Origin of the sequence: Aquimarina pacifica, from assembly GCF_000520955.1 — a bacterium.
Lineage (GTDB): Bacteria > Bacteroidota > Bacteroidia > Flavobacteriales > Flavobacteriaceae > Aquimarina > Aquimarina pacifica.
The window spans coordinates 1-22,869 of sequence record NZ_JACC01000064.1 but is presented as its reverse complement, the minus strand read 5'-3'; the positions used below and the strand labels follow the sequence as shown (position 1 = coordinate 22,869).

Annotated in this window: 15 protein-coding genes; 8 read left to right on the top strand and 7 right to left on the bottom strand. The window is 32.8% G+C overall.

Annotated elements, in window-relative coordinates; all coding sequences use genetic code 11:
* Together DZ60_RS23610 and DZ60_RS24545 are read right to left on the bottom strand one after the other, a co-directional pair.
* Positions 1-2,132 (bottom strand): galactose-binding domain-containing protein (locus tag DZ60_RS23610; protein WP_034230290.1); only part of this gene is annotated, 2,132 nt, incomplete at its 3' end.
* A gap of 174 nt (positions 2,133-2,306) precedes the next feature.
* Positions 2,307-6,860, bottom strand: coding sequence for a carbohydrate-binding protein (locus tag DZ60_RS24545; RefSeq protein ID WP_025744037.1), 4,554 nt, complete (start codon positions 6,858-6,860; stop codon positions 2,307-2,309).
* Between the two features lie 469 nt (positions 6,861-7,329).
* Here DZ60_RS24545 and DZ60_RS0121275 point away from each other — a divergent pair, with 469 nt between their 5' ends.
* The 8 genes from DZ60_RS0121275 to DZ60_RS0121240 all read left to right on the top strand — a co-directional run bounded on the left by DZ60_RS0121275 (position 7,330) and on the right by DZ60_RS0121240 (position 15,863).
* Positions 7,330-8,511 (top strand): amidohydrolase family protein, encoded by a 1,182-nt coding sequence (locus DZ60_RS0121275; protein WP_025744035.1) that lies wholly within the window; start codon positions 7,330-7,332, stop codon positions 8,509-8,511.
* Positions 8,512-8,535: 24 nt separating this feature from the next.
* The gene (locus DZ60_RS24540) at positions 8,536-9,420 is read left to right on the top strand and encodes a LytTR family transcriptional regulator DNA-binding domain-containing protein (RefSeq protein ID WP_025744034.1); all 885 of its coding nucleotides are present in this window, start codon (positions 8,536-8,538) and stop codon (positions 9,418-9,420) included.
* A 146-nt stretch (positions 9,421-9,566) separates the two neighbouring features.
* A complete protein-coding gene (locus DZ60_RS0121265; RefSeq protein ID WP_025744033.1) occupies positions 9,567-10,898 on the top strand; it encodes a TolC family protein in 1,332 nt (443 codons plus the stop codon).
* A gap of 4 nt (positions 10,899-10,902) precedes the next feature.
* Positions 10,903-12,111, top strand: coding sequence for an efflux RND transporter periplasmic adaptor subunit (locus DZ60_RS0121260; RefSeq protein ID WP_152537495.1), 1,209 nt, complete (start codon positions 10,903-10,905; stop codon positions 12,109-12,111).
* Between the two features lie 6 nt (positions 12,112-12,117).
* Positions 12,118-12,870: an ABC transporter ATP-binding protein gene (locus tag DZ60_RS0121255; RefSeq protein WP_025744031.1), complete on the top strand. Its 753-nt coding sequence runs from the start codon at positions 12,118-12,120 to the stop codon at positions 12,868-12,870.
* A complete protein-coding gene (locus tag DZ60_RS0121250; RefSeq protein WP_025744030.1) occupies positions 12,867-14,081 on the top strand; it encodes an ABC transporter permease in 1,215 nt (404 codons plus the stop codon). The genes DZ60_RS0121255 and DZ60_RS0121250 overlap by 4 nt, the downstream gene beginning before the upstream one ends.
* Before the next feature lie 6 nt (positions 14,082-14,087).
* A complete protein-coding gene (locus DZ60_RS0121245) occupies positions 14,088-15,125 on the top strand; it encodes a sensor histidine kinase (RefSeq protein WP_025744029.1) in 1,038 nt (345 codons plus the stop codon).
* 3 nt (positions 15,126-15,128) lie between these two features.
* Complete coding sequence (locus tag DZ60_RS0121240) at positions 15,129-15,863, top strand: LytR/AlgR family response regulator transcription factor (RefSeq protein ID WP_025744028.1); 735 nt, start codon at positions 15,129-15,131, stop codon at positions 15,861-15,863.
* A 126-nt stretch (positions 15,864-15,989) separates the two neighbouring features.
* Here DZ60_RS0121240 and DZ60_RS0121235 read toward each other — a convergent pair whose 3' ends face one another.
* From DZ60_RS0121235 to DZ60_RS0121210, 5 genes are all read right to left on the bottom strand, one after another.
* Positions 15,990-17,393 carry a vanadium-dependent haloperoxidase gene (locus DZ60_RS0121235; RefSeq protein ID WP_025744027.1) on the bottom strand — a complete coding sequence of 468 codons (1,404 nt, stop codon included), beginning with the start codon at positions 17,391-17,393 and terminating at the stop codon, positions 15,990-15,992.
* Positions 17,394-17,557: 164 nt separating this feature from the next.
* Complete coding sequence (locus tag DZ60_RS0121225) at positions 17,558-20,017, bottom strand: TonB-dependent receptor plug domain-containing protein (protein ID WP_025744026.1); 2,460 nt, start codon at positions 20,015-20,017, stop codon at positions 17,558-17,560.
* A 3-nt stretch (positions 20,018-20,020) separates the two neighbouring features.
* Positions 20,021-20,944 carry a FecR family protein gene (locus DZ60_RS0121220; protein ID WP_025744025.1) on the bottom strand — a complete coding sequence of 308 codons (924 nt, stop codon included), beginning with the start codon at positions 20,942-20,944 and terminating at the stop codon, positions 20,021-20,023.
* A 61-nt stretch (positions 20,945-21,005) separates the two neighbouring features.
* Entirely contained in the window at positions 21,006-21,527 is a 522-nt protein-coding gene (locus tag DZ60_RS0121215) for an RNA polymerase sigma factor (protein WP_025744024.1), read from the bottom strand.
* A 482-nt stretch (positions 21,528-22,009) separates the two neighbouring features.
* Positions 22,010-22,465 carry a histidine triad nucleotide-binding protein gene (locus tag DZ60_RS0121210; protein WP_241448771.1) on the bottom strand — a complete coding sequence of 152 codons (456 nt, stop codon included), beginning with the start codon at positions 22,463-22,465 and terminating at the stop codon, positions 22,010-22,012.
* Positions 22,466-22,869 lie beyond the last annotated feature (404 nt).

Sequence of the window (22,869 nt, the reverse complement as noted above, 5' to 3'; positions counted from 1 at the left end):
AACATAGACCAATCACCATTTTGTATATACCCAAGTTGTTGTCCTGCTCCCGTATCAGAAGATGATTCTATTACTACTCCCGACATAGTATCAAAATTTTCAGCTTCTATAGTTGTAAAGTCTGGGCATACTACAGCCGATCCATATACTTCAACTTCTGCCAAGTTTAACGTATTAGTAAGATTTGATTCAATTCTTACTACTTGTCCGACAGAACCATCAACCTCTATGGTTACAGATGGAGTAGGAGTATCGGTTATCGTTTCTGAATACGTTATAGTGCCATTACTATCAATTACATATATTGTAAAATTGGCCAATCGATTTGTGCAGCAGGTATTTGTTCTATTAAAGACTTTTATTTCATCAATACTGTGGTCGTCTCCAAGGTCAACTTGCCACCAAGCATTTGGTCCTTGTGAAGCAGTTACAGAACCACTTCCAAAATTTCCATTCGTATTTCCATCAATAGCTAGTGAGGCATCAGCGTTATTTAATGTTGTTGACTGTGTTGCTGTTCCGTCTAAAGCAAGATTTTCATCATCATCATCCCCACCTAAAACTTCTAAATGTGTTTGAGTATACTGTCTGTATTCATCAACGGTACCTGTAAAACTTATTTGGTATACATCTGAGGTTATATTAGACATTGTAGTGCCATCTGGAAATGTATAGCTATCACCTGAACTAATTGTTTCAGAAACAAAATCATTAACCGTTGCTTTATAATCACTGAATCCTAGTAATTTAATATCGGCTGTTTGTCCATCCCAAGGATAGTCAGCATAGGTATATAAATCTGTGGTTACTCTAGATACTCCTTGTGAATTAGTCACTATGAAAAGGGGATAACTATTATTATAAGGCTGTAGCTTTAAATTAAGCCCTTGTGAGGCATTGTTTGTGTTAAATGCAGTAATTGTATTAGAGTTAGATTTTTCAAAATAATAATTTTCACTTTGCACATCTGAAGCGCCTACTGTTCGCAAATCATAAAAAGTATCATTCTTATATTCTGCAGCAGCAGCTTGGATATCACTTATATTATCACCTAATACAATAAAATACCTAAGGTTCAGAATTTTCCCAAATGACATACTTTTATCTGTTCTAACAGATGTAAAGTTATTTTGGTCCTTAGCTAGACTAACAAATCCAAACCTAGATCTACCATAATCATTATTAAATACAAACCCGTAACTAGGTTGAGTCCCTGCGCTGTTTGAAGAATATCCTATCCAACCATTTGTAGTTGAGTTATTAAAAAAACCTTGTGTCCAATTACCTTCTCTTTCTACATAGGAGTTATCTGGGTTCGATAAAAATATATTGGGATGAGTAGACTCACGTGTACAGATATATGGAGAATTCACTCTACCGACTGTACCATCACCAAAATTATATAATGCATAGTCTACTTGAATGACTCCATTTCCTATATTACGGTATTTTGTCCAAATCAATATTTCCGTAATAAGACCACTATTTACTGTAGCTTTGGGATGACCAATTTGTAACCAAGATGCTGTACTATATTCTTGAGTTGTATTATCATAATAATCTGCTATTTGAAAACCATAGAAAGGGTAATAATCGGTTTCTGGGATATTACCGTATGCACCACCTTGATGAAGCATATATTGATCAATCTGGTTTTGTTCAACGTCTGTAGCAACTACGTGCCAGACCGCTTCTGTCCATGCTGTTCTCATAATACCTTCATAGTTCGCGCTTTCTGTGCCATGTTGTGGTGGTATACATTCTCCAGAAACGGTTCTAAAAGAGTAAATATTCCCACCTGTTGATAGTCTAGCATCATAAGATAAATCAGGGTTATTGGGATCTTCATACGACAACTTAGCTAAGTATAGGTCTGTCTCAGGATTATCATATTTCCAGTAGGATCCAGAGTTGCTAAATTCTTTAGTAAAACTAAAACCAGATGAACTTAATTTTGTTGGCTGGCTGTTGTTGAAAGTTTTGAAAACATTACTTATAGCTTCTTGATTTTCACTTTGAGCATTTATTAAGAAAGAAAAAAAGAATAGAGTAAATAATAAACACGCTTTTTTCAGGGGGGAAATAAGTTTACTTGCAAAGACAATAAATAAACTTTCATGTTTTTTTTTCATGTTTTTTTGATTTAAATTGATTATTCGAAACGATAAATTGGGTTTTTGGTTTAACTAGAATTTTTTGACGTTTTATAAACGACCGTAGTTCTTATAACCTATTTCTACATAGAGTAGATTTACAATTGCGTACTTCCAGAATTTAATCGCTAACGAGTTTGAGTTTGTATTATCTTAAATTTTGATTATTTTCTTTACCTGGATTTGTTTCTCATCTGTTATTTTGACCATATATATGCCAGAAGAGAGATTACTTAAATCGACAGTAAGATTTTCTTCACTGATATGTTGAGAAAATACATATTGTCCTGCATAATTTATGATATCAAGCTTTGCAGCCTTTGAACCATTAGTGTTTATGGTGAGTATATCTGTTACCGGATTTGGGAATGCAGAAAATATATTTGTAGCATCAAAGTTTGTTTTTTCCTGACTGTCAGAAAATTCTATCCAGTTTAAATTTAGTAAATACCCGTTACCACCTGTAAATACCAAATACACATCATGAGTTCCACTTACTTCTGAGTTAATTAACTCACTTAAAGTTGTATAATTAGTCCATGAACCCGTTGTGGTTATTGGTATTGTTGTAATTAGAGTCCCAGAGACTCCATCAAGTCTTACTTCAATATTTCCACCAGAATGTATACTTGAGACACGCGCGTCAATAGAAGTGGCACAGCTAAGGTCGATATTACTAAACATAGACCAATCACCATTTTGTATATAGCCGAGTTGTTGTCCTGCTCCTGTGTCTGATGATGATTCTACCACGACTCCTGACATGGTATCAAAATCTTCGGCTTGAATAACTGAAAAACTAGTGCATTCTACTGCTCTATATACCTCGACTTCTGCTAAGGATAATGCTTGACTGAGATTACTTCTAATTCGTATTAAATTTCCATTAACACCTCCGGCATTTATCGTAATAGATGGATCAGGATATTCTGAGAACGTTTTAACAAAGGTTCTTTCACCATTACTATCATAGACCATAACGGTAAAATTAGATAACCTTTCTAAACAGCAGTCATCAGTTCTTCCAAAAATATTAATATCGCCAATAGAATATTCGGAGTCAAGAGTTACTTGCCAATACGGAGTCTGATCAGCATTGGTATGTGTTACTGACCCTGAATTAAATGTGCCATTTGTATTTCCATCGATAGCTCTTGATGCTTCTGCTCCATAATTAGTAGATGACTGTTCGGCTGTACCATTTAAGGCCAGGTTTTCGCCCGTAGCTGGAGGAGAAGAGGTATCTGAAATCAAAAGGTACTCAGAAGTTACCATAAGATCACGAGAATCTGTTGCGGTAAAAAAGATGACATGTGCATCTGTAGGTATATTTGCCGAAATGGTATTACCAGAAATGTTCGCATCAATAGATGACCAGTTCCTTTCATTCCAATCTATCTCATCCCCATCTGTAGTATAAAATAACTCAGCACTACTTAGCCCGACACTTGAGCTAGCGGTAGCATAGGCTTTGTTTGAAATCATGTACGGTTTTTCAAATTCTGGTAGGGGTACACCTCCATTCACCACTTGATTTGCAAAGATGTAAACTTCATCTCGATTTCTCCAGGTGAGATGTCCATGTGCAAAATTATCAAGGTACATTAAAGTTGTAGGACCCTGTACTGCTTCAGATGATAGTTGATTACATGTAATAGAAAAATGATGATCATTAAGTCCATTGAGCCATAGGGTAGGAAAGGTAACATTATCAAAATAGATGCTTCCATCATAATTTGCGTTTACAAATTCTGTTTCGTCACCAGCAGCTAAAGCATCACCCTGATGACCATCTGATTCTGATAGAAATCCGGCACCATAAACAGGTATCGCCCATGCCAGTCGATTATCCACTCCCATTACGGTACTTGTTAGTGTTCCGCCCCAGCTAGCTCCTATAAGTCCAATTTTATTTGCATTAACCTCAGGGAAAGAAGCTATGAGGGAATGTGCTTTCAAAATTTGAGCAACTGCATGATAATACCATTGCTCTTCGATAGGTAATTTGTAATCATCCCAAACGCCAACACGTCTTGGGCCAGGGTTAGGTGTATTTTCATTATTGGGGTATTGTCCTTCTAAGTCCATGCTAATGGCGGCATACCCTTTATCATTCCAATATTTTACTGCCTGAGGAAAGGCTGTACCGCCTCCACCATGCGCAAATATAGCAGCTGGCCATCCTCCGACAGGTGGGGTACCACTGGGGGCACTGTAATAGGCGAATACCTCTACTTTATTACCTAAGTAATCGATTGATTCGTATAGTATTCCTGTCATTCCATCTTCAGCATCAACAGTAGAGGTTTCCCAATTTGGGACTTCTCGTAATTCGGTAATGTCCCACGGGCCAACAGTTTGATTTTCTGGTATTGTTATGGTCGATGATTCATTGAACTCAAACCAGTTTAAATTTAATAAATACCCATTACCACCTGTAAATACCAGATAGATATCATGAGTTCCGCTTACTGAGTTAATTGCTGAACTTACTGTATCATAGGTAGTCCAGGACCCTGTAGTAGCCACGGGGATAGTAGCAATTAAAGTCCCAGAAACTCCGTCTAATCTTACTTCAATGTCTCCGCCAGAGTTTTTGCTTGATACCCGTGCATCTATCGTGCTAGCACAGGTTACGTCAATATTATTAAACCTTAGCCAATCACCATTTTGTATATAACCAATTTGTTGTCCACCGTCACTATCAGCAGAGGATTCTATTTCTACTCCAGACATCGTATCATAATCTTCAGCTTCAATTTTTGTAAATGTTGTGCATGCTGATTGTTCACTGCCGTACACTTCTACTTCTGCTAAATTTAGTACGATACCGGTATGATACTGTTGTATTTTAATAATTTGACCAGTGACTCCACCCACATCAACTGTTGTAGATGGATCGGGATAGGTGTTATATGTTTTTGTATAGGTTGTATTGCCATTGCTATCGATAACAATAACATCAAAATTAGACAATCGGGTATTACAGCAATTATCTGTACGAGCAAAAACCTTGATAGTGTCAATCACATAATCTGATCCTAAATCAACTTGCCACCAAGGATCTTTTTCATTCGATGTTCGGGTTACTGAACCCTGTCCCCAGACACCATTGGTATTTTCATCAATAGCCAAAGATGCTTCTCCGCCACCATCAGGATGATTAGATGATTGTGTAGCAGTACCGTTTAAGGCAAGGTTATCTTCAGATGGAGGAGACGTTCCATTAACAGTCAATATTTTTGTTACCCATGGTGCGCATCTATATGTAGGAACACCTATCTGTGATGCAGTTATTATTGAAGTACCCGGAGCAATAATTTTAATTTTACCATTTTCAATAACAGCAACCTTAGGATTTGAACTCGTGTAGCTAACGGATAAACCTGAACTAGCGGTTGCACCAGGTGAAAAATCTGCATCTCCAACTTCTTTTGTCGGGATGGCAGGAAAATTTATTGATTGAGATGGTAATTCTTGTTCTCCAACCAACCAAGCACCGTCAGGCCTTGTATAGGGTATAAAGTCCGGAGGGGTATTCATTTCTAACCTGTCATTGACTTCTTTTAATATCGCCATTTCATCAGACATCATATGTCCGGCATTTCCTAGACTAGCACTTGCGGTAGTAGTAGCAAAGGTTATGGATGCTCCTGCATCAGAAACACTTTTTACAAATCGATAGGCTTGCTCTAAATCAAACATTAGGTCCTCTTGTGGTAAGTGCCACCTCCTTCTGGTAGGAAACCATCCGTGTTTTAGAACCTGTTTTCCATTGTAATCAATCCATGGTGCTGCTATCATGTTGGGTAATGTAAATTCATCATATCCCCATGAATTTGTTGGTGCGCCATGTCCAATTGGTGTAACGTGACCATGTGTAAAATCTTGATACGAATTCAATGGTTCATGAAGAATGACATTATATTCTCTCTCATCGTCATCATTTGTACCATCAGTATCAACAGATATTTTTATACCAGATAAATCTCTTACATAATTTTTACCTCTATTTGCACTGACTATTGCTCCTGGATCTGTTTCTTTGATCATAGCAATAAAATCAGGCATATTACCACTATTGTCAATTCCGACACCGGTATCTAACCAATATCCATCTGCATAAGGAGCTAGACGGCTTATATATCCTTTAATAAGATCTTTATAGGCAGCATATTGATCTCCGCCATATTCTGAAGTATAATAAGCTAACCAAGCTGCTTGGGCTTCATCACTAGCCCTAGAAAAATAACTAATAGACACATATAAGATGACTTTTTTTCCTGAGTTTTTGAATATTTGCAGTACATCAAAAATAACTTGTTCATTTTCAAGACTAGGAACACAACTTTCGTGTATTAGTGATCCTACATCACCAATTTCATCATTCATTCTTAAGGTAAATTCATGTGAAGCCGCAAAATTGCCTAAATTGGTAATTATATGTCCTGCATCAGGTAAATTATCTACAATTTCTTGAGCACCAGCCCTATAGTCGTAACCGTTGTTGTTTATTTCTGTGTTAAGCCGTGGACCGCCATATATAGGGAAGGTTACTCCCCAGGATCCTTCTAGCCAATCGACTCCATTTTGAGCGTTTGTAGTAATGCTAAAAATCAAAAGTAATGCAAGGAGTATTGAACTTTTTGGTGTTGAAATAGCAAAGGGTATAGGTAAAGTAAATAATAGGTTATTATTTTTATTCATTGGAACTACTGTTAGGTTTAAGAGATCAGTAATAATAAAAATTTACTAGTACCTATGAGGAGATATTCTATAATTAGTAATAAATCACCAAGTATTTGTCGATAAAAATCTTTTTTTCGTTCGTATAATAGGTCAAAAAAACTAGGTGAAAGTACTCAGGTATTGACTATCAGTATGCTATGTGTTTTAATTTTTTCTAATGATAAATTCCTTTAAAACAGTGAGTAGAATATGTACTATTAGTTCGATTATAAGAGTGTGTAGCATAATTTTGTAGTTAATAGCGAATCGCCTATTATCTAACGCGGTCTACCTATTACGACTATCCATACAGCTATTAATTTTGAACTTCTGTTCTTTTTCTAATTTCTTTACGATTAGGTTAAATAGAATAAAAATGAAAATATATTGCGCTCTACTTTTGTTTATATGTTCATACTTTTCTTGTATCGCACAAAAAAATAGAGGTATGAATTCAAAAAATCGTGTTATCCAATGCATCAATGGTAATTGGTATAATGGAGAGATTTTTGAAAAGAAAACTGTGTGGCTAAAAAATGGGCTAATTCATTTTGAAAATAGAGGGAAAGTAGATACAATTATTGATTTATCAGCCAAATTTGTAATACCCCCATTTGCAGAAGCCCATAATCATAATCTGGAAAGCGATTACAAATTAGAAGAAAGAATTAATTCGTATTTGAGCAATGGTGTTTTTTATGTAAAACTCTTATCGTCCATAAAAAAAAGAATTACTCCTTTAATGCATCATTATAATAAATATGATGGTTTAGATATTAGTATGGCACATGCACCATTAACGGCTTCTGGAGGACATCCAATAGCTCTTCGAAAAAAATTTCTCGAATACGGTCGTTTTAAAGACCTTTTTAATTCTATTGAAGAAATTGAATATCATGGGTATGTCATCATTAATGACTTAGAAGATTTAAATAAAAAATGGGACAAAATTTTGTCCTTCTCCCCAAATTTTATCAAACTAAATTTACTGTATTCTGAAGAGTATGATGAACGAAAAAATGATACTACTTTTTTTGGTAAAAAGGGACTAGATCCAAAATTAATTCCGGATATAGTTAAGAAAGCCCATGCCTCTAACTTAAGAGTAAGTGCTCATGTGGCCACTGCATATGATTTTCATGTAGCTGTTAGTTCAAAAGTTGATGAAATTGCACATTTGCCAGAAATTCATAATGGCAAACGTATTGATCTTGACGATGCTATTTTGGCAAAAAAAAACGATATTACAGTGGTTACTACTGTGTCACTTGTAAAAAAGAATAAAGGAAAAGAAAATTATAAAGCTTTGATAGAGAATGTAAGCTTCAATTTAAAACTATTAAAGAAAGTAGGAGTAAAACTGGCCATAGGTTCTGATATATATACTGATAATTCAGTTCAGGAGTTTAATTTTTTATATGAATTAGATATTTTTTCTAATCAAGAATTACTCAAGATGTGGACAGAAAACGCAAGTAACACCATTTTTCCAAATCGTAAAATAGGTAAGCTTAAAGAAGGCTTTGAAGGTAGTTTTTTAGTAGTAGACAAGAATCCTTTACTCGATATTTTTAATATTAATAAAAGTATTGTTCTTAAAGTTAAAGAAGGTTTCATCTTAAAAAAATAGCACTTTTATTCTTATCTTAATCAAATGAATGTTACTTTCAGTAAAGTTTCTAAGCATATCATATTTTGGATAGTATATCTTCTTTTATGGAGTGTGCACGACCTTAATTATAACATTAATATATTAGAAAATTTAAAAACAAATGCCATTCCCTTTTTGTCCTATGCTATTTTACTATATATCAATCTTTATTTTTTAATTCCAATATTTTTATTAAAAAAACGAATTGCAAGTTACATTTTGTTATTGATTGTAGCCATAGTTGTAATCACTTTAACTACGTCTTATTATCTTTCTTTGTACTTCGAAAATATTGATATATCAACATCAGATTTTTTTGAATCCATTCGAGGAAAAATAGCTGTATTTACTGAAGTGATCATTTCTATATGCTTATCTATGGTTTTGTTTCTGATTGATGAATGGTATAAAAAAGATCAATTAATAAAAGACTTAGAGCAAAGGCAATTGGCATCAGAATTAGATCTTACAAATAACCAAATTAATACGCATGTACTGTTTAACTCCTTAAACAGTATTTATGTGATGTTAGATAAGAAGGTGAATATAGAGAATGGTCAAAGCCATATTTTTATTAAATCAGATGGTATGGTGATCAAAGTTTTTATAGATGACATAACATACATAGAAACTGCTAATGATTATATCTACATTAACACTACCAATAAAGATAGATATCTTACTCTAGTTTCATTAAAAAATATAGAGCGTGTGTTGCCGAAAGAAAAATTTATGAGAGTGCATCGATATTATTTAGTAGGTATAAATCATGTTAATAAACTAGAAGGAAACTTAATTCATATAGGAAAAACAAAAATTAAAATTAGCAGAACATTACGTACTCAAGTTTATAAATCTATCATTGGCACTAAACTTATAGAACGGTAAAATGGTATTATTGGTTATAAAAATTAAATATTCTCATCGATAAATAAGGGGCTTTAGTATAGTCAATACCCTCAAACATCTATTCCTTTTTATTAAGATTGTATATAATTTCATCTTTGAGGTGTTCATAAATAACACTCAAAAAAATGAAATTATATCTAATCATTGTAAGCCTATTATGTGTAGAATTCTTCTTTGCACAAAATACTACAATTAATACGACACCAAAAATATGGTCGCTAGAAGATTGTATTGAGTATGCATTAGAAAATAATATCACAATTAAAGATGCTGCATTAAATAAAAATATTGCCGAAGTAGATTATAACAGGGCTAGATCATCTAGATTACCTAATTTATTTGGAAACGCATCACAAAATTTTTCTAACGGTAATACCATAGATCCTATTACAAGCGATTTTGTATCAGACCAAATCCATAGTACAAATGTGGGGATTAATAGTTCTGTAACCTTGTTTCAGGGAAATCAAGTCAACAATCAGATTAAACAAAATAAACTGCTATTAGAGCAAAGTATTTTTGAAGAAGAAGTAGAAAAAAACAACATTGTTTTAAATCTTTTAGAAACTTATTTACAAGCACTTTATAGTAAGGAAAGTATCACTATTGCAGAAAATAATCTAGAAGCTTCAGAAAAAGAAGTTTTAAGAGCCAAAGCACGTTTGGATGCGGGTAACATTGCGTTAAGTGATTATACTGAAGCACAAAGTCAAGCAGCGACCAATAGATACACTGTTATCGCTTCAAAAAATGAGTATAAACAATATATTATTGTACTAAAACAGTTATTAGAATTATCTCCAATCGAGGATTTAGAAATTGAAACCATTAATGAAGATCAGGATTCAATACAGTTCGAACTTAACAAAATAGATGTTTATAGTAAAGCGCTACAGTTTTTACCAGAAATTCAATCTAGTAACTTAAATATAGCCGTAAACGAGAAAGAGTTAGATATCGCCAAAGGAGGTTTTTTACCAACACTATCCTTATCCGGAAGTGTAGGCTCTGGTTACACCAGTATTAATGAAAATACATTTTCAGATCAGTTTAATGTTAATTTTAATCAAAGATTAGGTGTGTCGTTAAGCATTCCCATTTTTAATAGAAATCAAACAAAAGCGGCAATACAAACGGCAACTATTAATATAGAAAAATCGTTAATACAAAAGCAAAGTACAGAGAAAGAGGTTTATAAAAAAGTAGAAACTGCCTATCAGAATGCTGTATCTGCCCAAGAACAAGTTATTGCAGCAGAAGCTTCAAAAAATGCAGCCGAACAATCATACAAATTGGCTCAAAAAAAGTATGAATTAGGGGGCTTAAGTACTACAGATTTGGTGATTAGTCAAAACATATTCACTAATGCACAACAAAACTATTTACAAGCTAAATACCTAAATATTTTATACTATCAATTATTACAATTCTATCAAGGAAACGACATCAATCTATAATCAAATTAATATGAATATTAAAAAGAAAATCATAATCAGTAGTGCTGTAATTACAGTACTTGCAATTGTAGGTTACTTTTTTATAAGAGGTGGTGATGCTATTATTATTGAAGTAAAAACAGTGCCAGCCAAAAAAGCCAATGTTACAACTATGGTTACCGCAACAGGAACATTAGAACCGATAACTCAAGTAGAGGTTGGTACTCAAGTATCTGGAGTTGTAGAAAAAATATATGTAGACTATAATAGTCAGGTCAAAGAAGGACAGCTTATTGCAGAGTTAGATAAAACGAATCTCAATGCTTCAAAGATACAGGCACAAGCAGCTTATGACAATGCTGTAAGTCAAAGAAATTATACTCAAACCATTTATGAGAGACAGAAAAATTTATTTGAAAATCAAGTAATTAGTAAATCTGATTTTGATGATGCCTACTATAATTATCAGACTGCAAAAGGTACTGTAACACAGCGATTGTCAGATTTGCAACAGGCAAGAACCAATTTGGGCTATGCTAACATTTATTCGCCTATTAACGGGGTTGTATTGTCAAGAGCAATAGACGAAGGACAAACTGTTGCAGCAAGCTTAAGTACACCAACTTTATTTACAATTGCTCAAGACCTTAAGGAAATGCAAGTAGAAGCAGATGTAGATGAAGCAGATATAGGACAAGTCAACCAAGGGCAACGTGTCGAATTTACAGTAGATGCATACATAGGCGAAATTTTTGAAGGTGTCGTTACTCAAGTAAGATTAGACCCTACAGTAACTTCTAATGTAGTAACATACACTGTTGTTATTAAGGCAGATAATCCGGATTTGAAATTGAAACCAGGGTTAACAGCAACGATTTCTATTTATACTTTAGAACTGAATAATGTTTTAACAGCCGAAGCAAAAGCTATCAATTTTAGACCAGAAACAGAAGCTTTAGTAACGTATAATAGACAACAGCAATTACCAAACCCTCATACTAAGCAACCCACAGATGAAACAACGCTTTGGGTATTAGAAAATAATGGAAGAATTACTCCCAAAAAAGTGACATTAGGTGCAAGTGATGGCGTGCATGTACAATTATTAAGTGGTATTAACCAAGATGATAAATTGGTGTACAGTCTAAAAGGTGTTAGTACATCTAAAGGAAAAAAAGAAGGGACAAGCAATAGTCCATTTATGCCACAACGACCAGGGGGTAAAAAAAAGTAAATAGGCATGAGTAAAAAAATCATTAAAATAGAAGACTTAAAACGTGAATTTGTAATGGGAACCGAAACGGTTCATGCGTTAAGAGGTATTTCGTTTGACATCAATGAAGGCGATTTTGTAACTATTATGGGATCAAGTGGTTCGGGTAAAAGTACTGTCTTAAATATTCTAGGGTGCTTAGATCAACCTACTTCGGGAATTTATGAAATTGATGGAGTAAAAGTAAAAGACCTTTCTAGAAATGAATTAGCTACTATTAGAAATGAAAAAATTGGATTCATTTTTCAATCGTATAATTTATTGGCAAGAACGTCTGCAATCGAGAACGTAGAATTACCGCTTGTTTATAATAGTAAGGTGTCTAGCAAAGAGAGAAGAAAACGTGCTATTAGTGCTTTAGAAAAGGTTGGGCTAAGTGATAGATTAGATCATACTCCTGCACAGCTTTCGGGTGGTCAACAACAACGTGTTGCTATTGCCCGATCGTTGGTTAATAATCCAGTGATGATTCTAGCTGATGAAGCTACAGGAAATCTAGATACACGTACATCTTACGAGATTATGTCTTTGTTTCAGGAGTTAAACCAACAACAGGGGATCACCATCACATTTGTTACACATGAGACCGATATCGCGGCATTTAGCAATAGAACTATTGTACTAAAAGATGGAGATATTATACAGGATTATAAAAACCATAATATACAATCTGTAGCAGACGAATTAGCAAAATTACCGAAACAAGACGATGAATTATGAGACTATTAAATTTACTAAAAATCGCTTATAAAGCTATTATTCTTAATAAAACCAGAACCTTGTTAACCATGTTAGGAATAATAATAGGTGTAGCTTCTGTAATTGCTATGTTGGCCATTGGTGAGGGTTCAAAGGAAAGTATTCGTGCTACCATTTCAAATATGGGATCGAATATGATTACGGTGAGACCAGGATCTGATGTTCGTGGTGGTGTACGACAAGGAGGTAGTGAGATGGAGACCCTAACACTCAAAGACTATCATGCATTAAAAGAGCAAGCAACTTTATTGACTTATATTACACCACAAGTAAATGGTAATGGTCAAGTTATTAGCGGGTCTAATAATTGGCCATCTTCTATTTTTGGGGTTAATAGTGATTACCTAAAAATTAGATCAACAGATTTGCAGAGCGGAAGTATGTTTACTCATGCCGAAGTACAATCAGCCTCAAAAGTAGCCTTAATTGGACAAACGGTCGTTGATAATGTTTTTCCTGATGGAAATGATCCTGTTGGTCAAATGATTCGTTTTAATAACATTCCTTTTAAAGTTATTGGTGTATTAGAAGAAAAAGGAGAAAATACCTTTGGTCAAGATCAAGATGATATCGTCCTTGCGCCTTATACCACAGTACAAAAACGTATTTTGGCAATCGATCATTTAGGGTCAATAGTTGCTTCTGCAATTAGTGAAGAAGAGGCTCCGAATGCTGTATTGCAAGTTACTGATATTTTGCGTGTTCAGCATAAAATAACCCATGATGATGATTTTCATGTACGTTCTATGGAAGAGCTTATATCGACATTTAGTTCTACCAGCGAAATGCTAACCATACTTTTAGTGGCTGTGGCAAGTATTTCATTATTGATTGGTGGTATTGGTATAATGAATATCATGTATGTTTCTGTAAAAGAACGTACCAAAGAAATAGGGCTGCGTATGGCAGTAGGAGGTAAGGGTTCTGATATTTTAATGCAGTTTTTAATAGAAGCGATATTAATAAGTATTACCGGAGGTTTCTTGGGGGTAATCCTTGGGTTGGGAGCCACTTTTTTTATAGAAAAATTCCTAAATTGGCCTACAAGTGTTGCACTGTACTCAATAGTAATATCATTTGTAGTTTGTGCTGTAACAGGTATCTTTTTTGGATGGTACCCAGCAAAAAAGGCTTCAGTATTAGACCCAATAACTGCTTTACGTTACGAATAATAAATTATGCATAAAAACAAAAAAATTACCATATTATCCCACATACTTGTTTGGTTTGTCTTATTTAGTATGCCCTATATTTTGTCTTATGAACAACAAGAGATTAATAGGGTAGTGGCCCATTTTTGGATCCCTATTCTGTTTTATGCAATCATTTTTTATCTGAATTTTTTTGTATTCATAGATCGCTATTTTTTCACCAAAAAAACAACTCAATTTATTATTATTAATTTAGTTTTAATTGCTTTTTTCATATTTCTGAAAGAACAAATTGGAGAGATCATTTTTCATGAACTTATTAAAAAAAGACGCGCTAATACTGGAGAAAATACAGGTCCTCCTAAAAAACTATTTATCTATATCCAGATGTTATCGTATATGGCTCCGCTATTATTTTCAATAGCTTTGAAATCTACAAAGCGTTGGGTTAAAATAGAAGGAGAACGAAAGGAAGCAGCTAATTTTAAATTGAAATCAGAATTACAACATCTACATTATCAATTGCAACCGCATTTCTTTTTTAATTCATTAAACAATATTTATTCTATGATAGATATTTCTCCAGATCAGGCTAAATCTTCTATTCATAGTTTAAGTAAATTAATGCGCTATATGCTTTATGAAACAAATTTTGAAATGGTGGCACTTACCAAAGAAATCGATTTTCTAAAAAAATATATCGATTTAATGAAGTTAAGAGTTTCAGACAAAACAACTGTAAATTATAATTTTCCTTCCAAAGAAACAGGAATTGAAATTGCTCCGCTATTATTTATTTCATTAATTGAAAATGCCTTTAAGCATGGAGTGTCTGCCAATAAAAATAGTGAGATTACTATAGATATGACCTGTAATGACAAAACAGTATTATTTTCAGTAGAAAATAACAATTTCCCAAAAAAAACAGAGGATAAAAGCGGTTCAGGTATTGGGCTCCAAAATTTAGAAAAACGTTTAGAATTATTATATACAGATAAATTCAGGTTTACAACCAATTTAAAAGACGAACGCTTTATAGCAACCTTAGAAATAGAAACAAACTGAATTATGAACAATCTAAAAATTACTTGTGTTATAGTAGATGATGAGCCCATGGCCCTTAATCTGGTAGAAGGGTATGTAGTGAAAACACCGTTTTTAGAGCTTAAAAAGAAATGCAGTAATGCTATTGTAGCTATGGAGTTTATAAAAAATAACCCCATAGATTTACTATTTCTAGATATACAAATGCCTGATTTAACCGGACTGGAGTTTTCAAAAATGCTACCTAAAGATACACGTGTAATTTTTACGACAGCATTTGATCAATATGCAATAGAAAGCTTTAAAGTAGAAGCGTTGGACTACTTACTTAAACCTTTTGATTATGCTGAGTTTTTGGCGGCTGCCAATAAAGCGCGTACTTGGATTTCCTTGGTAAAAAGGAAGCAGCAAACTATTTTTTCTAAAGAAAAAGAATTCCTTTTTGTGAAGTCTGAATACAAACAACTACGCATTGTATTGTCAGATGTTCTTTATTTTGAAGGACTTAAGGACTATATTAAAATATGGTTAAAAGATAATCCGAAGCCGATTTTAACCTTAATGAGTTTAAAATCGCTACAAGAAGAACTACCAGAGACGCAATTTTTGAGAGTTCATAAATCTTTTATTGTGTCTCTAAAAAATATTGAAATGATCGAACGCAGTCAAATTATCATTAATGATAAACGTATTACAGTTTCAGAGCAGTATAAACCAAAATTCTTAGAATTTGTAAATAAGAATTCCTTTAATACATAATTTTTGTATTAAATGACGATGTAAAGAAATAAAAGTGAACACATTAAAAGTGAACACATATATAAAGTCACCCTAAAATATATTGACTATTTTAGGATGACTTCAAGGTATTATTTATGTGTTTACTTACTGCAAATTTATACTATTTATGGCATCCGAAATTTCGTATCCTAATCGTAATCCTTCAATTGCATCTTGTTCTACATGAACCCCTAATGGTACACGCGAATAAGCATTTTCGGTGGCCATTTCAGAAAAAGAACTAAAACTTCGTGGGGTACCATTAAATTCTAAATCTGTAAAATCACTATATGTTGTATCCGTAAAATTAATGTTATCTGTTCCAAAAAAACCAATAAAAACTCCTGCAGATACTCCTGCAAATGTTGCATGACCAGATGGATAACTTGGGAATGCTGGATTAGCTTCTTCTATAAATTTTGATAAATTAGTTGTAAACCCTTCATCAATATACTCAGTAATATAGTTGCTAGGACGTTCTATATTATAAGTATACTTATCGTCCCAGGCAGAAACCGCGGCATCATTCAATGCAAAACCTAGTCTTAACAAAAGTTCTAAGGTTCTATCAAAGGTTAAATCATTCTGTCGTATTAATTGATTAGCGATAGAGAACTGTCTTCCTGGTGGACTAATCATAAGTCCTTCTACATCATCTGCCCAAAATTCTGCTATCCACAAATTTTCATTATCATTTTCTCTAGCGGTAGTAGAAACTTCATAAACTTCATTCATTTGTTCATAATAATCACTAGATGTGTTGGTACTATATGCTAAAACAGTATCAAAATCAATACTAGTTGATTCATTAGGTGTTATGGCGAATGTTCTAACTTCTCTCCAATATGGAAACCAAGCGTCTTCATTTTCATTAGGGGTCCATAAACCTATACCAATTGGAGCGATATAATTTCTAGGTGTTGGGTTGACTATTTGTTCTTCAGCATCTCGGTCAGTTTGTGCATAGGCAATCACACGTTGGGCTACATGTCGCCCCCAGTCTTCGGAGTTTTCTATTTCAGATTCCGAAAGACCTGCTGATAATTCTTCTTCTTTTTCATTCTGAAAATTCGTAATATTTTGTCGTACACCATTCTCTAGGTTATGCATAAAATGGTCGATCGCTATAGCATATGCAGTATTTAAGGCGACAGATATATTTACATTATCCTCTAGTACATTTGAATTAATTGTAAAACCATTAAATCTCTGTGTATTAGAAGTGTAGTTATTCATAAAAGGAACAGCAGTTTCATATCCAGTTAAATGGATATACGCCAGTGACCTTGTTACTATATTTGGTCTCATTCTTTCAGTATATTGATCTAGGGATACCCAAAGATCAGCCCACTCTGTAATTAACTGTGTTGCATCATCTGTTACTTTAACCGTACTAACCGAGGTATTAGTATCAGTATCGTCTATAAAACTATCATCAGTGCTACAGGATTGAAAAATTAATAAACTAATTGCTAAAACTGTGGTGCATTTTAAATTCTTTATTTTCATAATTTTTTGGTATTAATAAATTTCACATTAAAAGCATCATTATATACATTATAGTGTGCTCGTTTGTTTGTAATACGTGTGAGTTCTATTTTTACCCAACCCAATTTTTTTTAAAAAATATATATAAGCGCCAAACAATGTGTAAACCATTGTTTTATAGTGTTTTAAAAGAATAAATTAACTTGAAGATTAGGAGAGAAGTTACTTGCTTTTCTGTAGGTATTATTTGATGTGTTTTGAAAAACATTTACAATATTATCTTGATTATATACATTAAGTATCGATAAACCAATAACCGTTTTAAAACTTTTTGATGAATTGTAAAAGGTATATGAAGAAGAAAAATCTAATTGGTGTAATGGATCAAAACGATTAGAAGGTATCGTATCTGGATTATTATTATCCATTTCATCCGAAAAAATTACGGGCATCCCAGAAAAATAACCCCAAGAAATTGCAAATTTCCACTGATTAAGGTTTAGTAAGCCCGTTAAATTTATTATATGCCTTTGGTCGTAGAAAGCATCAGTTTTAATATTATCAAAATCTGTTTCAGTTTTACTTATGGCATAACTTATCCAGGTTTCTAGTTTTTGCCATCTTTTCTTAATAAACAGGTTTGCTCCTATGCTAGAAATATTTCCTTGAGCATCATCTAACTTATTGGTGATATTATTCGTTTTTTTATGAAATAATTCTAAATCTATTAGCCATTTAGATTTGTTAAAAACACCACCAAGCATTGTTTGAATTCCTTGTAATGCAGTGATGTCATCATTCGGTAAAAACCAGAGTTGATTGGTAATATTAAAATCATCAAAATCATAATTCATTTTTTTTTGAATAAATTGATTTGATGTTCCCAAGGAGGATTTTAAGTAAAACACGTTGCTTATAGCATAAGTGGCAGATAATCTAGGGTTTACATATATTTTTTTAAAAGGAGAATAGTAATTATTACGCAGCCCTATATTGATATTCAGTTTATCTTTCCAGCTTTTTTGTAAGGATAGATAAGTAGTATGTACAGTTCCACCTTGATCTCTCTTGGAGTCAATATTGTTTTCTTGCTCCAATTCGTTACTAATTAATTGATGTTCTGTTAAGGTATAACCTGCTTCAAGCGCTACACTAGGATTATATGTGTAGACTACTTCTGCTATCAAACGGGTATCAGAAATGGTAGTATCATATTTTTCTATATTTGATCTTTCATCTGATACAAAACCTTCGCTAACACTAATAAGGTTCATATTAGATTTACTCACCCTTAATTCAGTTGTCAATTTTTCAGAGAAACTAGCTTCCCATTTACCTGTAATCCCCCAATTATCCAGTTCTAATTCTCTAAAGTCGGTTTGGTTATCATTATTTGTATCTTCAATTTTGGCAAATAAATTATTTTGAATATTTATAAAAGATACCGAGGCAGTGTGTTTATCGTTAATTTTGTAGTTCAAATTAGCATTCATATCCGAAAAACCAAAAGTAAAGTTTGAATTAGTATTTACTTCGTCTGCTATAGATTCTAATCTACTTCCTTGAAAAATAAGTGTAGAAATGGCTTCCAATTTGGGAGTTTTAAAACTAGGGTAACTCGTTCTAAAAGCAGCAGAAAATGATAGTTTATCTTCTATAAGTTTTGTTTTAATAGTGGCTCCGGCAAATAATGTGTTGATGGCAACTTCATACTGGTTACTATCAGGAATATTGTTACTTGTTGTCATGTCAATAAGCCCACCAACACGACCACCAAATTTTACAGGTAACATATTTCTTTGAACTTCTATATTGGTAACTATAGAAGAATTATACGGTGAAATTGCTCCTAAAAAGTGCCCTGAATGGTAAATAGGTATATCGTCTATCTGTACAAGATTCTGATCATACGTATTTCCTCTAAAATTAAGATTTCCTGATTTTCCGCTGGGAGAATGTATTCCGGGAATATTGTTTAGAACATTAAAAATATCTCCATCTGTTTCACCTGCTAATAAACCTAAAGAGGCTGTATTAATTTGTAAGCTATGATCACTAATATTGGCATCAATACCCTTTATTAAATAACTACTCAAAATTATTTCACTAAGATGGAATTGTTTTTTTGTTAAGCTTAGCTTTTTTGTCTGCAGTAAATCGTTAGCTTTTATATGAATGTTATCGTAAGAATATGATAGAATATGAATGAAATCAAGAAGAAATATGTTTTTTAGTGTAAACAAATTATCTTCTGCGAGCATGTTTTGTACCGGTCCATCATTGATTTTATATTCTAAAGAAGTTATGTTTTCATTAGTTTCAGTATCAATTACTTCGAAGTTAATATCTTTTCGTATCGGCAGAACTATATAATTGCGAGTATCACTCTTTTCAAATTTTACAGGAACACTCTTTTTGATCATCATAATGCAATCTGTAAGCGTTTTACAATCAACATCCTGATCCAAAAAAATAGTATCAAATAAAGTATGGTTATAAGAAAAAATTACATTAAAATTTTGTTCTAGTCGCTCTAATTTATCCGAAAGCTTTATGAGATCGTATGTTTGCGCAGAACTATTATTTATTAAATAGAACCAAAAAATGAACAAAAAAAACTGATATGAGAACCCTCTCAAATTCATATATTATTTTATAATCACTACATTATTATTATCTACACTATATTCTATTTCCATAGAGATGAATAAGGTTTTCAAGGCCATTTTTAGGTTTTTATGAGTTAATGTGCCTGTAAACTGTAAGTTTTCATACTTTTTGGGGAGTTTTATTTTTGTTTTGTAATACTTTTCTAAGTCAACTACAATTTCTGATAAAACGACTTCGTTATATTTGCTATACCCATTCATCCAATCAGGAGTTGCTGTAGTATGTGAGAAGCTAAATAAGCGGTCTTTTTTTACGGAAACAGATTCTCCTTTTACTACTATTTTTTCGTCTGTTTTATAGGTAACATTTACTTTTCCCTCATAGCATTTAACTTCAAATATTTTGCTAGTTGCGTTTACATTAAATTGGGTTCCTAAAACCTGAACCGTGCCTACTTTAGTTAAGACGGTAAATGAGTTTCCTTTGGTAACATCAAAAAAAGCTTGACCGCTTAGATGTACAGTTCTAGAATTTTCCCAATCTTTCTCGGTATAGGATATACTAGACAAAGCATCTAACTTAATTTGCGAACCACTAGGCAAGGTAATTGACTTAGTTTCTCCAATGGATGTATTTATGGTTGTTGTTTGATTCGAAAAATAGTACCAAGAAAAATACCCACCGCTAATCAATATCAAGAAACTAGCAGCGATAGATAACCAATAGCGTGTATTTCGTTCTTTTGTTGGAGTAGGAGAGATGAAGAGTTTTTTACGTTTTTGGAGGTCTTCTAGACCTGCATCAACATCAAATTTTTCTACTTGCCAAGTATCAATATCATCTATAACAACTTTTAACTCATCCAATTCTCCAGACGCATCTAATTCTTTTTGTTCGTCTTCATTTAAACGATCATCTAGCCATCTGGCAATTAAATTATCTTTAGTAAATTTATTATTCACGCTTACCTATTTTTGATTACAATCATGCTATATACGTTTAGGGTATGATAGTACCCAACCTTTATATATTACGTTTTTGTAATTCTGTTATTTCCTTAAGTTTAACAAGTGCATTGGCAATTCGTTTTTCTACAGCTGTTTGACTAATTTCTAATTTTTGCGCTATTTCTTTATACGTAAGTTTTTCAATTCGATTTAATAAAAAAGCTTCTCTTTGCTTTTCTGGTAATGCAGATATGGTAGCTTCTATTTTTTGTTTAAACTCTTTTGTTCTTAAATGAAAATAAGGATCTTCATTATCTTGCACTGGACTGCTATTTTTTTCAAATTTTAATGCAACTTTTTTCGATCTTAAAGAATCTATATATAAGTTTCTTGATACTGTGTAGAGAAAACTAGCAGCCTTTTCATAAATAATGGTACTACACTTAGTCCATAATTTAATGAACGATTCTTGTACAATATCTTCAGCCTGCTTTAAGTCTCCAAACTTAAAGTAAAGATGGTTTCTAAGGCTTTCTGCGTGTTTTTTATAAAGTCCATTATATACCTGTTCCTCACAAACAGAGAAAGGTTTATTCATCGTTTTAATTAATTAAAAGTAAATATATAAAATAATTTAAGGAGCAATATTAAACTGTAAATAAATTACTATAAACATAACGCTAGAATTAAATAAATTAAGATAACCCAATGAAAATTAGCCGAGTACTGGTGCTAAACTATAATAGTTATTATCAAAACAGAAAATGGAGGAGACTAGTGCTCCTGTGACACATCAATAAATAGCAGAATCAGTGCTGTTTGCAATGGATGGGAATAGCATTGTGATGATTTATAAAACTAAAAATTTTATGGGTTATTTCAAGTAATTCTAACCAGATTGATCCAATGTTTGTTTTTCATTAAACCAATCATTAAAAATTAATAAAATCAAAGTTATAAAGAATAGATTTTCTGATTCGTTTTTAAATTAAACTATCTATAAGAGAAGAGAATATATATTGGGGAAATTCATTTCCGAAAATAAAATATTAAAATCCTATTTTTCAATATTTTGTTTTGTTATTTTTCCTTTCTTGGTAACATAGGGGGCAACATTTCTCCACCCACTAAATGTAAATGTATATGAAATACTGACTGCCCTGCATCTTCATTAGTATTGATGGTAAGGCGATACCCTGTTTTATCAATTCCTTTTTCTTGGGCTAATTTTTTGGCGACTAAAAACATCTTACCAATTAACATGGTATCTTCTTCTGTAATGTCATTCATTGTGTGAATTTCTTTTTTAGGCACGATTAATAAATGAACAGGAGCTTGTAGTCGTAGTGGGAGGAAGGCAATAATATCATTATCTTCATATGCTATAGTAGCAGGGGCTTCTCGATTAATTATTTTGGTAAAAATGGAACCATCTGCAATTTTTTGCGCTTTTTTGGTTTCGTAGGCCATAGTTTGGCTCCACCCTGATAACGAACATAAAATAATGAAAATATTAATAATGATTTTTCCACTCATGGTTATCGGTATTAAAATTAGTTATTTATATACCATTAAATATACTAGAATATATTCTACTTGACTACAGTTTAATAAACAAGAGAGAAAGTAAGAAGAGTATGGTTTCATCTAATACCTATGGCACTTAACGAAAGAAAAATACTAGTAGAGACTTTACAAAATATATACAATCACTGTGATATCACAGTTTACAACTATATCTTAGCTTTTAAGATAGTCTCTTTTTTTAAAATTATATATTATTGGATGATGGACAAGGAAACAATATAAGCGCGTTACTCTATACCGTCTTTATAATCTTTTTCCTCTATTACGTTTCCGTCTTCATTATAAGTAATCCATATACCAATTTTTATGCTAGCATATTTTCCTGCGTAATCTGGTTTATCCGTTAATTTATA

Coding starts and splice junctions, on each gene's coding strand:
- DZ60_RS0121210 (WP_241448771.1), bottom strand. CDS start 22,465: ATGAGTGGAAAAATCATTATTAATATTTTCATTATTTTATGTTCGTTA.
- DZ60_RS24545 (WP_025744037.1), bottom strand. CDS start 6,860: ATGAATAAAAATAATAACCTATTATTTACTTTACCTATACCCTTTGCT.
- DZ60_RS0121215 (WP_025744024.1), bottom strand. CDS start 21,527: ATGAATAAACCTTTCTCTGTTTGTGAGGAACAGGTATATAATGGACTT.
- DZ60_RS24540 (WP_025744034.1), top strand. CDS start 8,536: ATGAATGTTACTTTCAGTAAAGTTTCTAAGCATATCATATTTTGGATA.
- DZ60_RS0121240 (WP_025744028.1), top strand. CDS start 15,129: ATGAACAATCTAAAAATTACTTGTGTTATAGTAGATGATGAGCCCATG.
- DZ60_RS0121245 (WP_025744029.1), top strand. CDS start 14,088: ATGCATAAAAACAAAAAAATTACCATATTATCCCACATACTTGTTTGG.
- DZ60_RS0121275 (WP_025744035.1), top strand. CDS start 7,330: ATGAATTCAAAAAATCGTGTTATCCAATGCATCAATGGTAATTGGTAT.
- DZ60_RS0121250 (WP_025744030.1), top strand. CDS start 12,867: ATGAGACTATTAAATTTACTAAAAATCGCTTATAAAGCTATTATTCTT.
- DZ60_RS0121255 (WP_025744031.1), top strand. CDS start 12,118: ATGAGTAAAAAAATCATTAAAATAGAAGACTTAAAACGTGAATTTGTA.
- DZ60_RS0121235 (WP_025744027.1), bottom strand. CDS start 17,393: ATGAAAATAAAGAATTTAAAATGCACCACAGTTTTAGCAATTAGTTTA.
- DZ60_RS0121265 (WP_025744033.1), top strand. CDS start 9,567: ATGAAATTATATCTAATCATTGTAAGCCTATTATGTGTAGAATTCTTC.
- DZ60_RS0121225 (WP_025744026.1), bottom strand. CDS start 20,017: ATGAATTTGAGAGGGTTCTCATATCAGTTTTTTTTGTTCATTTTTTGG.